Below are 14519 nucleotides of genomic sequence, written 5' to 3' on the forward strand. Positions count from 1 at the left end.
TATATATTAATAGCCTATTAGTTCATTATCTAATGACATGACACGGCGTTCCGCCTGACTTTGTATCCCCAGTTCGATAATACGAATAACATCACGTCCTTGTTCTGCTGTAACAATTAGAGGAGTTTTCCCAAGAATAGCATCTGCTATATTTTGGTAATAATCAGGATAGCTGCCTAATTTAGAAGTAACGGTCTCTTCGAGATCTTCGCCATTCCAAAGTAAATTTAATTTACCATAAATAGCTGGATCTTCTTTGCCCCAGTTTGGATCTTCATCAGGAAATGCACCAGCACGTAATAATTCCTCTTGAGGATCAACACCATTTTTAAGGAAGTTTCCGTTTAATGCAAATACAGTGTATCGCGGAGTCGGCTCTTTAGCAAGCATCCCTCCTTTCAAAGAAACACGCATTTCCGGGTAGTAAAGTAGTAATTCAAAATTATCAATTGCCCCCGCTCCAGGTCTTTGAATAGTCAAATCTGCAAATACAGCATTTGGTCTACCGAAGAGTTGTAGCGTCTGGTCAATTAAATGCGCTCCAAGATCATAAAAGATTCCTGAACCAGGCAGATTATCTTCTCTCCACGCACCCGGTCTAAGATGGTTACGAAAACGATCGTAACGAACTTCAAAATTCTTAATCTGCCCCAATCGTTCATCCTTAATCACCTCTTTGATCGTTCTAAAATCTGAGTTGAATCTTAAATTATGATATACAGATAGAATTTTACCACTTTCTTTTGCCAATGCGATCAATTCATCAGCCTGTTCAGATGTATTGGTAAACGGTTTTTCGACTACCACATGTTTCCCTGCTAGCAATGCCTGCTTAGCAAAAGGATAGTGCATATCATTAGAGGTAGCAATAACCACCAAATCAATAGAATCGTCATTTAATATTTCGTCAGCATGATCTACAGCCGACGCTGTAGGATACTTTTCACTTACAATTAATTTTTGCTCCGCTTTGCGAGCAGTTATTTTTACTAATTCTAGGTCAGCAATAGATCGCATCACAGGAGCATGAAATACTTGTCCTGAAATACCAAAACCAATTAAACCAACACGGATTTTTTGAGCCATCATGAGATAAATTACATACGTTCAGGAACTTCAATTCCTAATAAACTCATTCCTTTTGCAATAACTTTTGCTGCAGAAGCCGAAAGGTGCAAACGGAAATTCTTCACTTCTTCAATTTCTGCCTTTAAAATAGTCTCTTCATGATAAAACTTATTGTACAATTTAGCTACATCATAAATATAATTAGACATCTGCGCTGGACTGAATTCTTGAGCTGAGATTGCTATAATACTTGGAAAATTACCCAAAGTCATAATCAAATCACGCTCATAAGCCGATATGGATACTGGCACCGATACTTTCGACTGTTCATCAAAATTTACTTTAGAAAGAACAGACTTAATACGAGCGTAAGTGTATTGGATAAAAGGACCTGTATTTCCCTGAAAATCAACAGACTCTTTCGGATCGAACAATAAACGTTTTTTGGGATCAACTTTCAATAAGAAATATTTCAAAGCCCCCATACCGATGGTATTATAAAGTGCATTTTTATTTTCTTCAGACAAGCCCTCCGTTTTACCCAGTTCCTCTGTGCGCTCTTTCGCTGTTTCGATCATCTCACTCATCAAATCATCAGCATCTACAACTGTACCTTCACGCGATTTCATCTTTCCAGAAGGTAAATCGACCATCCCGTAAGATAAATGGAATAAGCCATCTGCCCAAGATTTACCAAGTTTTTTTAAGATCAAAAACAATACTTTAAAATGGTAATCTTGTTCGTTACCGACCACATAAATAGAATCATTCATCTTGAACTCATCGTATTTCAATTGAGCTGTACCTAAATCTTGAGTAATATATACAGAAGTACCATCGCCTCGCAGGACAAGCTTTTCATCCAATCCGTCGGCAGTTAAGTCAATCCAAACAGAGTTATCTTCTTTCTTAAAGAAAACACCACTATCTAAACCCTCTTGAATGATATCTTTTCCTAACAAATACGTATTTGATTCATAATAATATTTATCAAAGTTAACACCTAGTTGCTTATACGTTTTTTCAAAACCAGCATATACCCAGGTATTCATTGTTTTCCAAAGATCAATCACAGCCTCATCACCAGCTTCCCATTGCTGTAACATCGCTTGTGCTTCTTTAATCAATGGCGCATTCTTCTTAGCCTCATCTTCAGTTTGACCTTCAGCTTTGAGTGTTTCTATTTCTTTTTTATATTCTTTATCAAAAACTACATAATATTTACCTACCAAATGGTCACCTTTTATACCCGTAGACTCAGGAGTTTCTCCATTTCCGAATTTTTGCCATGCAAGCATAGATTTACAGATATGAATACCGCGATCATTTACCAGGTTGGCTTTTATGACATCATAACCATAAGCCTTTAAAAGCTCTGCAACAGAATATCCTAATAGGTTGTTACGAATATGGCCTAAGTGAAGCGGCTTGTTGGTGTTTGGAGAAGAATACTCCACCATTAATTTTTTACCATTCGAAGGAAATACCCCAAAATCAGATTTCACAATAGTCTCGTTTAAAAGAGAAATCCAGTATTCATCCGAAAGACAAATATTTAGAAACCCTTTAATAACGTTAAAATCAGTAATAGCTGAGATATGAGTTTTCAAATACTCACCTATTTCCGTACCAGTCTGCTCAGGAGATTTCTTAGAAAATCGGGTAACAGGAAAAGTTACAATTGTAATTTGCCCCTCAAACTCTTTGCGTGTCTCTTGCAGAGCAATTTGATTTTCAGAAATATCTGCATTATAAAGCTGTTTTACAGCTTGAACAGTGACTTCAATAAGTCTGTTTTGAATAGAATTCGCCATGTAATGATTATGTAAAATATGCAACTCCCTGAAATAGAATACAAAAATAATTCACATTCGCTATTCTTGTATTCATATTGAAAGTATATCTTTGCAAAAATAATAAAAAATGCAGAGCTATCAGGAATTTCTTGACCTAAGTGTTGGTTTTCCGCAAGACGGATTCGAAATCATCGACGACGAATTGTATTTCCACGATTTGAATTTAATGGAAATGATAGAAACGTACGGTACGCCGTTGCGTTTTACTTATTTGCCAATCGTCAGCAAAAAAATTCAACAAGCGAAAATTTTGTTTCAAACCGCAATTTTGAAACATAACTACAGAGGGTCCTACAAATATTGTTATTGTACCAAATCTTCCCACTTCAAACATATTGTTGAAGAGGCATTGAAGAATGAGATTCACTTAGAAACATCATCTGCATTTGATATGCCGATGATCGATTCCTTAGAACGTCAAGGTACAGTAAAAAAAGACATTACAGTGATTTGTAATGGTTTTAAGACATACCAATACAAACAGTATATCATCGACATGATCCATGATGGGTATAAGAATATTATCCCCGTCCTAGATAACAAAGAGGAATTCAATCTCTATGATGATGAAATTGAATTGGATGAACCATGTGCTTTAGGTATCCGTATCGCATCGGAAGAACAGCCAGACTCACAGTTTTACACTTCAAGACTAGGTATTCGTATCGAAGAAGTTATAGAATTCTATAACAACAAAATTGCGAATAACCCTAACTTCAAAGTAAAGCTGTTACATTTCTTTATCAATTCAGGTATATCGGATACCCCGTATTACTGGAATGAGCTAGAAAAATATGTTACATTGTTCTGTAAGTTTAAAAAAGTAAACCCAGACTTAGATACTTTAGATATCGGTGGAGGCATGCCTTTCAAAGATTCATTAGTGCATGATTTTGACTATGAGTACATGGTCAATGAAATTGTGAACAGGATCAAGCAGATCTGTGCACAACATGAAGTAATGGAACCGGATATTATTACTGAATTTGGTAAATATACCGTTGCCGAAGCATCAGGTATCCTTTACAAGGTTTTAGGTCGTAAATTACAAAATGATCGTGAAAAATGGTTTATGATTGATGGCTCATTTATTACAAACTTACCAGATGTTTGGGCTTTAAATCAAAAATATATCTTACTTCCGATCAACAATTGGGATTCTGAATATGAACGGGTAAACCTAGGTGGTATTACTTGTGATGGCCAAGATTATTACAATCAAGAAGCACATACTAGTTCAGTATTCATGCCTAAAACACGTAAATTACAATATCTAGGTTTTTTCCATACAGGAGCATACCAAGATGTATTGAGTGGTTATGGCGGTATACATCATTGTTTATTACCATCTCCAAAGCATGTACTGATTCGCCGTAACCGCGACGAAACATTCAATTACGAAGTTTTTGGTGAGGAACAAAATTCAAAACAGGTTATGAAATTATTGGGCTACCAATAAGCGCGTAGTCAACTCACAATAAAAGGTTAGAAATTTTCATTTCTAACCTTTTTTGTTTTATTTAATATCTGTTATTCATGATTAATTTGTATTTTAGGTATATAATACTTTAACCCAACCATAGTTATGACAGATTCAATTTATAATTGTTTATGGTTTGATGGTCAAGCCCAAGATGCAGCAAACTTCTACTGTTCAGTATTTAAAGATGGAAAAATCATCTCATCCAATTCTCTGGTCGTTATTTTTGAAATTAACAAAACTCGATTTATGGGACTTAACGGAGGTCCATCATATAAACCATCAGATGCTGTCTCATTTGTCGTTGAATGTGAAGATCAACAAGAAATCGATCACCATTGGAATATGTTGACTGCAAATGGAGGTCAAGAAAATATGTGTGGCTGGCTAAAAGACAAATTTGGTTTTTCTTGGCAAATAATTCCTAAAAGAATTCATATGCTCATTTCAAATCCAAAAGCAATGGAAGCTTTGGTCAAGATGAAAAAAATTAATATAAAGGGTTTAGAAGAAGCATGCTAAAATAAGATGAATAACAGACTGAGATCGCCAGTAGTGCTACCAGGAAACTCTTATGCTAAAAATAAGATTATTTGTCTACCCGAAGCACCATTATCATTCGACCCGCCAAAACAATATGCATGCAATTGATATTATATCCATATAAAATATAACAAACCATGAAAGAAGAATTTATCAACTTACCTTTAACTAAAAATGATCAATTAAATCATTTTGAACTTCATATAGGAGAATACCAAGCCTTTATCGCATTCAAAGAAAGACCTAGTAAAGTTTGGCTCATTCATACCGAATCCGACCCTCAATTAGCGGGTCAAGGAGTAGCAACTGCTGTCATTGAAAAAACATTACAATACCTGAAAGAACATCATTACACCCTTTTTCCACTATGCCCTTTGGTATACGCGTATATAAAAAAACATCCAGAATGGAAAGAAATCGTTGACCCAAGTTTTGAAGGATTTCAAGAGGATAAGTAGGTATTAATCATATTTTTAGATCATATTAAAAATAAATGTTTCAACAAATTTCAGTTGCAATCCATAAAATTAAGCTACCTTTGTCGCTTACAAATAAATAAATTAGATTGCAATTTCAAGATTTAAAACTCATAGCACCAATCCTTAAGGCATTGGAAGCTGTTGGATATACTACTCCTACCCCAATTCAGGAACAGGCGATTCCTATTATTTTTAGAAAAAATGATTTATTAGGTTGCGCTCAGACAGGTACTGGTAAAACAGCTGCCTTTGCCATTCCTATACTTCAAATGTTAAGTTATTCAAAAGTTAAAACTGCGAAAAAAAATATTCGTGCATTAGTTTTAACACCCACACGTGAACTAGCAATTCAAATTGAAGAAAATTTCAATCAATACTCCAAAGATCTTCCACTTAAAAGTCTAGTTGTTTTTGGAGGTGTCGGACAACAACCACAACGTGATGCCTTGAAGAGAGGTGTTGATGTGCTTATTGCTACACCAGGCCGATTACTAGATCTATACGGTCAAGGATATATCGATTTAAAACATTTAGAATTTTTTGTTTTAGATGAAGCTGACCGCATGTTAGATATGGGATTTATCCATGACGTAAAGAAGCTAATTAAAATAATACCTGAAAAAAGACAAACATTATTTTTCTCAGCAACAATGCCACCTGAGATTCAGAAATTAGCAAATCATATTCTTGTTGATCCTATCAAGGTTGAAGTAACTCCAGAATCTACTACTGCAGAAAAGATCCAACAGGAAGTTTATTACGTTAAGAAAAACGATAAAAAAGATTTGTTAATCCATGTTTTAAAGGAGAAAAATATAAATCACGTGTTAGTTTTTTCTAAAACTAAACATGGTGCAGATCGCATCGTTAAAGATCTTGCAAAAAAGAATATTCAATCTGCGGCCATTCATGGAAACAAATCTCAAAGTGCCCGTCAAAATGCCCTTAAAAACTTCAAAGATCGTACACTACGTGTACTGGTTGCTACCGATATCGCTGCACGTGGTATTGATATAGATGAGTTGGCATTTGTAATCAACTATGATTTACCCAATATACCAGAATCATATGTACACCGAATAGGCCGTACAGGTAGAGCAGGTAAAGATGGTCAAGCGATTTCATTCTGCGACGAAGAAGAATATGCATTCTTACTAGATATCCAAAAATCCATCCGTATGGAGATCCCTTTAGTTGAGAAGCATCCCTATGCTTTACATATCTCAGGTGTAGCACCAAAGAAAGCTGGTACAGCAAAGAAATCTGGCAGACCATCATCTACATCCAGAAATGGCCAAAGTTCAAATAACGCTAGTCCTGGAGGAAATAGAAGAAGAACGTCATCCGGTCCAAGATCTGATAATAGAAACAGAACTTCTTCGAGAAGAAGAGATTCTTAAAGCAAAAAATAATTACAAAAAAAGAGAGGCTTAGCCTCTCTTTGGTTTTTTATTACCATACTCCCGATCACGTTCGAAAGTATTCATATGTCTTTCTTTTTTCACAGGATAAACATCGTCAATAATGATCAAAATCCCTGTTTCTTCAACTTCACCAAACTCATCGTTAATTGCTGTCCCAAACGATTTCATCGTTGGAGATAGATTCATATAAGTGTTAATCAGAGGAGGAATATTCTCACCCAACGCACGAACCTTACTATTTAATAATTTATAAGATTCCTTATAATCTAATCCATCGAAAATACCTTCAAATTTAGAAAAATCATTTTCACAATTTAAACTTGGGATTGGTACCACTAAATTTTCATGATCAGGGAAGTGATACTCCATGAAATAAAGCAACAAATCACGGGCTTCTTTATTATAATGCGGATACATGGTCACTTTACCGAAAAGATACTTAATATCTGGATTAATCATCACTAAAGCACCTAATCCATCCCATAGATTATCCAAAGAAAAGATTCCTTTACGGTTATCAATTGCTGGTTGAAATTTTGGTTGGACAAAAGACCTGCCTAATTCAATTGTATAGGGCAAATAATCCGTTTTAAATCGTTCGGAAAACTGAAAATAATGAGCTGTTGATAAATTTGGGACACCGTCTTTTACCGAAGCATTGGCACATTTGATGACACGATAGCCTGCAACAACTTCTTCTTCTTCAGGATTCCAGGCAATCAATTGATCGTAGCAATCTTCGCATGTATCATTTTCATCAATATCAATTGATAAACCAGTTCCACCACCAGCACCTCTAAACGTCAATTCTCTTAATCGTCCTATCTCCCGCATCACATTAGGTGCATTATGATAGTTAATCAAATATATTTCGTTATTTCCATTGTTGGTATATCGTATAAAAGCATCTTTACCTAATTCTGCCTTTAACAATTTTCTATCAACAGGAGCAATAATTTCTTGCATAATTCTATTTTTCTTGAGACATTCCGTAAACCAATCGCTTCACCTCTTCAGCCCATTTTTTTTCGCCTTTAGATTGATCAAAATGTGTGTAAGATATTTTTTTGCCAATAACAATCGTCACAGTTTGGTTGCGTTGAGAAAACATTTCATCAGGTAGATAAAGCATTTCCAAATTTGCCTTTAAGCCAATCTTCTGTCTTAGCCTTGCAAAATTATAAAAAAAGTTAGAGTTTTTCCCCTCAATATAGACAGGTACGATATCTTTTTTATATTTCTTTGCCTTATTTATAAAACTTTTCTTCCATTCAAGATCTTCAATTCTTCCGTCTCCCTGTTTTCTAGAAACTAAACCCGCAGGAAATACCAATAAAGCACTATCAGACGCGTAGGCTTCCTCTATGGCGGCGATCCCACTTTTTCCTTGTCCCCCTAATTTATTTACAGGTATAAATAGCGGCTGAAGATTACCGACATTCATCAATATATCATTGACTAAAAATTTAACATCTTTACGGTACTGTCCAATAGCATGCATAAAAGCAATTCCATCTAATCCACCTAAGGGATGATTTGAAGCAAAAATAACGCTTTCATCAATCGGAATATTAGCCGCACCTTTTAGCTCAACATTAACGCCTAGATCTTTAATTAAAGCATCAACAAAATCCAAACCTTTCAAGTCCGAAAACCGAGTCATAATATCATTGATATCGTCCTCATGTATAGTTCGTTCCAAATACTTTAATAAAAAAGATGGAATCCATTTTATCAACTTGGGACTTTTCTTGCGAATTACTTCTCTAACTTCAATAAATTTCCGACTTGCAACCTCACTCATAAAATTTCAGTACTATGATTTAACTTCATTATATATTCAAAATATAAATCGCACTTTTGTAAAAGTAGATAAAATTTGTACAATACATTATCAATAATATATAAACTGTGCAAAGTTAAAGTAAAAATTTAATGACCTTTAATGCAAGAAAGCTTTTTTGTTAATAAAAAAGGTTTTCTTTAAACATTTTACTAAATTTAAGGTCAATAGTATACAGATAAATTATCCATATGTATATAGCGAACATTCCTCTTTCACAAAACACGACGATAAAGCAATCTGACACAATTGCTTTTGCTTTAGATCGAATGGAAGATTTCCAATTTCATTTGTTGCCTGTTGTTGATGGTGATAATTATTTAGGATTTATTTCTCAAAATGATTTACTGAATGCCCTTGATGATCAAAATACAATTGCTTCTGTTCATTTAAAAACTGACCCAATTTATATCAAGGCAAATCAACATCCATACGATGCGATCCGTTTAATGACAGCTTATAACATAAGTACTTTACCTGTGTTAGATGAAAACAATAAATTTGAAGGAGTATTGACTTCTTTAGAGTTGGTAAAAACGATTTCAGTATTGCAATCACTAAATGATATAGGAGCAATTATTACCTTAGAAATTGGAATACATGATTTTTCTTTATCTAAAATAGCACATCTAGTTGAAGCAGAAAATGCTCAAATTTTAAACTGTTCAACAAAAACAGTCCCTGAAAATGCAACATTGCTTGTGACAATGAAAGTAAATAAGTCAAACATCGCTTCTCTACTATCTTCCTTCGCACGACAAAATTATAAAGTCATTGCATCTTTCAATACACTGCAAGAATTTGATGATTTAGAAGATCGTTACCAACAACTCATGAATTACATCAATATTTAGCAATACGCTAGTTTTTTCTCATCTTTGGCAAAATAATGCAATCATTACTGCTAGAATAAAAAATACTGTACAATATGAGAATAGCAATTTATGGTAGAGAATTTAGTCCTTCAGTTATTCCCCATGTAAAGCATTTACTGGAATATTTAAATGGGAAAAATGTTGAGATTTGGATCTACGACAGCTTTTATACTTTTCTACAAAAACAATTTGACTGTAATAAAACCTTCTCCACTTACAGCTCTAATGAGAATCTGCCAAAAGACACAGATTTTATGTTAAGCCTGGGTGGTGATGGAACTATGTTATCAGCAGTATCACTAATCCATAATTCCGGAATCCCTATTGCAGGCATAAATTTCGGAAGATTAGGTTTCTTAGCATCCATAAATAAAACAGATTTTGAACCTTCAATTGATCAAATTCTAGCTAAAAACTATAAAATACAAAAAAGAGCATTACTAGCCGTAGAATCGCCTGACAGAGAATTATTTGGCGGAAACAGTAATTATGCCTTGAATGATATTACCGTTTTTAGATATGATAGTTCTGCAATGATCACAGTAAATGCGTACTTAAATGGCGAACTTTTAAACTCCTATTGGGCCGATGGTCTAATTATCGCGACACCAACAGGATCTACGGCATATTCATTAAGTTGCGGAGGACCTATCATTATGCCTGGAAGTGGCAATTTCGTAATTACCCCAATTTCACCACACAATTTAAATGTTCGTCCAGTAGTTATATCATCTGAATTTGAATTAGCATTAGAAATTGAAAGTCGTTCCGAAAAATATATATTGAGCTGCGATTCTAAAAATGAAACAATAGAAAGTAATGTCAAACTAAAAATAACTAAAGCGCCATTCTATATTAATTTAATCAGATTAGAAGGTGAAAGCTATTTTGAAACACTCCGGGAGAAACTACTTTGGGGCTTAGATGTAAGAAATTATTAGCGTTAACATGAATTTGTAATCCGCTATTCGTCAAAAAGATTTATATTTACCGCACGATATTTTAAAGAATCTGGTTAATATAAGTTATCCTTATGCAGCAATACTTAAAAATTAATGAAGAAAAAATTGCTTAATGGCAAGCGCAATTTCTTGAGGATATTAGGAAATTACATTTTTCAAATGAAAATCACACCTGATACAAGGAAATCTGACGTAGCACTTCACACTAATTTAATAATTTAATTGCAGTGGTAGTTTGTATACAACGAAATTAAAATAAGTATACACGATTGAAATTAAAACAGGCATCAGGCCAATTTCAACAACTATCTTACGAAAAAACGATACACTTGTAGCATATATTTAGAAATAAATGTTTTTACCAATCGTGAGATAGGCAGAAGTAAAGAAATAGAAAATGAGCATAATAGATCATATTGACAAAAACAATCTTCCTCAACATATTGCTATTATTATGGACGGCAATGGAAGATGGGCAAAAGAAAAAGGAAAATTACGGATTTTTGGTCATCAAAGCGGAGTAAAAGCTGTAAGAGAGGCACTAGAAGCAACTTTACAGGTTGGCGTAAAACACCTTACTTTGTATGCTTTTTCAACAGAAAACTGGAATAGACCCAAACTAGAAGTAATAGCGTTAATGGAGTTGCTGGTATCTTCGTTAAAAAAAGAAGTGAAAACTTTCCAAAAAAACGGTGTTCGTTTAAATGCAATTGGAGATCTATCTAAGCTCCCTAAAAATTGTCAAGAAAAATTGCAGGAAACAATGAATTTAACTGCCGGCAATGATAAATGTATACTAACATTAGCATTAAGTTATAGTTCGCAGGAGGAAATCGTCCAAGCAACAAAAAAAATAGCAGAAAAAGTTGTTAAAGGAGATCTGAAAATTGAGAATATAACAACCGAGGTATTTCAGGAAAATCTCTACACTTCAAACTTACCAAACCCAGATTTATTAATCCGAACAAGCGGAGAATATCGAATTAGTAATTTTCTTTTATGGCAGATTGCTTATGCTGAATTCTGTTTCCTAGATAAGATGTGGCCTGAATTTGAACAAGAAGACCTTTTTAAGGCAATTCTTGACTATCAAAAGCGAGAAAGAAGATTTGGAAAAACAAGTGAACAGATCTAATCTTTATTAGTAACTTTGCTGACTGATTTTAAACCTTCATATCTGCTGGTTCTTAAATTTTTCTTAATTAACAAAAATTAACAACTGATTGGTGTACTTTAGCATCAATAAAAATTTATAAATGAAGCGCATACTATTTGTTATATTATTTTTAGCATGTACCCAACCACAATTCGCACAAGCTCAAGTGAATGGAACTGCTATAAACCTGAATGACCCCGACCAGATAAGTTATTTATCCCCTAAAGACTATATTATTGGTGGTGTTACTGTTTCGGGAACGCAGCATCTTGACAACAATGTATTAATTACCATCTCCAAACTTGTCGTTGGCCAATATATTGAAGTTCCTAGTGAGGCCACATCAAATGTCGTGAAAGTGATGATGGCACAAGGACTTTTTGATGATGTCCAATTATGGGCTGAAAAAATAGAAGGTGAAACTATTTTTCTAAACATTCGTGTTAACGAAAGACCTCGATTAACCCGTATAGACATTAACGGTTTAAGTAAAAGTCAAACAGAGGAAGTTCGTAAAAGATTAAAAGATAACGCAGGTAAAGTTGTCAATGAAAACTTGATCAATACAACACGCAATACAATTCAACGTTTTTTAAGAGAGAAAGCTTATTTATATCCAGAAATTAAGATTAGTACTATTAAAGATACTACTCAAGCTAATAACGAGATATTAATTGCTGATGTTGACCGTAAAAATAAAGTTCGTGTTAAAAAGATAACATTTACCGGAAATAAGGAATTCACACAAAAACAGCTTCGTAAGAACTTAAAAGGTGTTAAGCAAAAAGCTTGGTTCCGTATTTTTGGACCTGGAAAATTCAAAGAAGAAAAATATAAAGAAGCAAAAGAAACTTTAGTTGCGAAAATGCAAAACAAAGGTTTCCGCGATGCCGAAATTATCCAAGATTCCGTAATTAAAGTTGATGATAAAAATGTCTTAGTCAATATTGATGTGTACGAAGGCCCTAAATATTATGTTGGTAATATTAAATGGTCAGGAAACGCAAAATATACAGACACAGTCCTAAATAGAATCTTAGGAATCCGTAAAGGTGATATTTTTAGTGAAGAAAAATTAACGACTAAATTGATGGGTGGAGGCAGAAATAGTGATGATATTTCTTCTCTGTATATGAATGATGGTTATTTGACATTCTCAATTGATCCTGAACAAACGCGTATTTATAACGATACAATTGATTTAAATTTGCGCGTATATGAAGGTGCACAGTTCACCATCAACAATATTATAGTGAAAGGAAATGACGTGACAAATGATCGCGTAGTATTAAGATCTATTCGTACAAAACCAGGTCAAAAATTTTCAAAAGAAGCTATCATGACTTCTGTTCGTGAAATTGCACAGTTGGGTAATTTTGATGAACAGAAAACAAATCCAGTTCCAGAAAATATTAACCATGCGGAAGGAACAGTAGATATCGTTTATAACGTTACAGAAAAACCTTCCGATCAAGTTGAACTATCAGGTGGTTACGGTGCTGGACAAATTATAGGTACCTTAGGTTTAACTTTCAATAACTTCTCGACAAGTAACTTCTTTGATAAGAGCTCTTGGAAACCACTACCGCGCGGTGATGGACAAAAATTGAGTGTTCGTGGACAAACTTCAGGTAAACGTTACCAATCTTATAGTTTCTCATTCTCAGAACCTTGGTTAGGTGGTAAAAAACCAATTTATTTTGGTCTTAGCGCCTATACATCTAGTTCTTCTTATGGTGGTTTTAACATGTACACTGGAGAGCAGATGGTAAAAGATTCAGATCTTAACCGTATCTGGATGACTGGTGTTACCGCAACATTAGGTAAGCGTGTGCAATGGCCAGACAACTGGTTCCAGGTAAATACTTCCCTTTCGTTCCAACGTTACAAATTGCAGAATTATTCAAACTATTTCTTGTTTGACAACGGTACTGCATACAACATTAACCTAACACAGGAAATCAGCCGTAATACAATTGATGCACCGATTTACCCTACTTCAGGGTCCAATCTAAAGTTTTCAGTACAACTTACGCCTCCATATTCATTGTTTAACAAAATTAACTATGAAACATCTGCACCGGAAGTTAAATACAAATGGACTGAATACCACAAATGGAAATTTGATTCACAATGGTATGCAAAGATTGCTGGTAAATTGGTATTCAAAGCACAGGCACAGTTCGGTTTCTTAGGTAGTTACTCCAACAAAACAGGAATCTCTACATTTGAGCGCTTCAAACTAGGTGGTGACGGTATGCAAGGATTTGATTTCCTACAGGGATCTGAAATCATAGCAATGCGTGGGTATGCAAATGGTTCCATTATTCCAGAAGGGACACAAAACGTTAATATCGCTATGCGTTCAGGTAGTCCAATTTACACCAAGTATCAAATGGAATTGAGACATCCTGTCATGTTAAATGAACAAGCAACAGTCTTTGTATTAGCTTTTGCTGAAGCTGGTAATACTTGGAACAAATTCTCTGAATACAATCCATTTAAAGTAAGACGCGCAGCAGGTGTTGGTGCACGTATCTTCTTACCTATATTTGGTATGCTAGGTATCGATTACGGTCACGCATTTGATCCGATCCCAGGTTTACAAAGTAGCCAGTGGAAACAAAATTTCACATTCAGTATCATGCAAAATATGGGCGGGTTTTAATCGCTGGATTAATCCAACCCTCAGGTACTATCAAAATAAAAGGAAAGGCTTTCACCATTGTGAAAGCCTTTCCTTTTACCACCAATTTCTTAAAAAGTCGAGAAGCTTGGTTCAAACACGCAAAGAGTTAAGATGGTCGCGACACTTATTTATCCTCTACTCCAA

12 protein-coding genes are annotated in these 14519 nt (G+C 34.5%); 8 read left to right on the top strand and 4 right to left on the bottom strand.

Features of this window, described 5'->3' with window-relative positions; translation table 11 throughout:
* Positions 1-6: 6 nt before the first annotated feature.
* Both FHR29_RS15220 and argS read right to left on the bottom strand, forming a co-directional pair.
* The gene (locus FHR29_RS15220) at positions 7-1089 is read right to left on the bottom strand and encodes an oxidoreductase (RefSeq protein ID WP_260292138.1); all 1083 of its coding nucleotides are present in this window, start codon (positions 1087-1089) and stop codon (positions 7-9) included.
* An 8-nt stretch (positions 1090-1097) separates the two neighbouring features.
* Positions 1098-2882, bottom strand: coding sequence for an arginine--tRNA ligase (gene argS, locus FHR29_RS15225; RefSeq protein ID WP_183915596.1), 1785 nt, complete (start codon positions 2880-2882; stop codon positions 1098-1100).
* 109 nt (positions 2883-2991) lie between these two features.
* Between argS and FHR29_RS15230 the strand changes: the two genes are divergently transcribed.
* The 4 genes from FHR29_RS15230 to FHR29_RS15245 all read left to right on the top strand — a co-directional run bounded on the left by FHR29_RS15230 (position 2992) and on the right by FHR29_RS15245 (position 6826).
* The gene (locus FHR29_RS15230) at positions 2992-4383 is read left to right on the top strand and encodes an arginine decarboxylase (RefSeq protein WP_132772026.1); all 1392 of its coding nucleotides are present in this window, start codon (positions 2992-2994) and stop codon (positions 4381-4383) included.
* Positions 4384-4509: 126 nt separating this feature from the next.
* Complete coding sequence (locus FHR29_RS15235; RefSeq protein ID WP_132772027.1) at positions 4510-4926, top strand: VOC family protein; 417 nt, start codon at positions 4510-4512, stop codon at positions 4924-4926.
* 158 nt (positions 4927-5084) lie between these two features.
* Positions 5085-5405 carry a GNAT family N-acetyltransferase gene (locus tag FHR29_RS15240; protein WP_132772028.1) on the top strand — a complete coding sequence of 107 codons (321 nt, stop codon included), beginning with the start codon at positions 5085-5087 and terminating at the stop codon, positions 5403-5405.
* A 107-nt stretch (positions 5406-5512) separates the two neighbouring features.
* Entirely contained in the window at positions 5513-6826 is a 1314-nt protein-coding gene (locus FHR29_RS15245) for a DEAD/DEAH box helicase (RefSeq protein WP_183915598.1), read from the top strand.
* A gap of 30 nt (positions 6827-6856) precedes the next feature.
* Here the strand turns inward: FHR29_RS15245 and FHR29_RS15250 are convergent, their stop codons facing one another.
* Together FHR29_RS15250 and FHR29_RS15255 are read right to left on the bottom strand one after the other, a co-directional pair.
* Positions 6857-7816, bottom strand: coding sequence for a GNAT family N-acetyltransferase (locus tag FHR29_RS15250; protein WP_021188280.1), 960 nt, complete (start codon positions 7814-7816; stop codon positions 6857-6859).
* A gap of 4 nt (positions 7817-7820) precedes the next feature.
* Complete coding sequence (locus FHR29_RS15255) at positions 7821-8654, bottom strand: 1-acyl-sn-glycerol-3-phosphate acyltransferase (protein WP_132772029.1); 834 nt, start codon at positions 8652-8654, stop codon at positions 7821-7823.
* Positions 8655-8884: 230 nt separating this feature from the next.
* Between FHR29_RS15255 and FHR29_RS15260 the strand changes: the two genes are divergently transcribed.
* From FHR29_RS15260 to bamA, 4 genes are all read left to right on the top strand, one after another.
* The gene (locus tag FHR29_RS15260; RefSeq protein WP_132772030.1) at positions 8885-9547 is read left to right on the top strand and encodes a CBS domain-containing protein; all 663 of its coding nucleotides are present in this window, start codon (positions 8885-8887) and stop codon (positions 9545-9547) included.
* Positions 9548-9621: 74 nt separating this feature from the next.
* The gene (locus FHR29_RS15265; RefSeq protein ID WP_021188282.1) at positions 9622-10509 is read left to right on the top strand and encodes an NAD kinase; all 888 of its coding nucleotides are present in this window, start codon (positions 9622-9624) and stop codon (positions 10507-10509) included.
* Between the two features lie 418 nt (positions 10510-10927).
* A complete protein-coding gene (locus tag FHR29_RS15270) occupies positions 10928-11665 on the top strand; it encodes an isoprenyl transferase (RefSeq protein ID WP_132772031.1) in 738 nt (245 codons plus the stop codon).
* Between the two features lie 121 nt (positions 11666-11786).
* Complete coding sequence (gene bamA, locus FHR29_RS15275; protein ID WP_183915600.1) at positions 11787-14354, top strand: outer membrane protein assembly factor BamA; 2568 nt, start codon at positions 11787-11789, stop codon at positions 14352-14354.
* The last annotated feature ends 165 nt before the right edge of the window (positions 14355-14519 follow it).

The sequence above is a fragment of the Sphingobacterium sp. JUb56 genome, from assembly GCF_014191365.1.
Taxonomy (GTDB): domain Bacteria; phylum Bacteroidota; class Bacteroidia; order Sphingobacteriales; family Sphingobacteriaceae; genus Sphingobacterium; species Sphingobacterium anhuiense.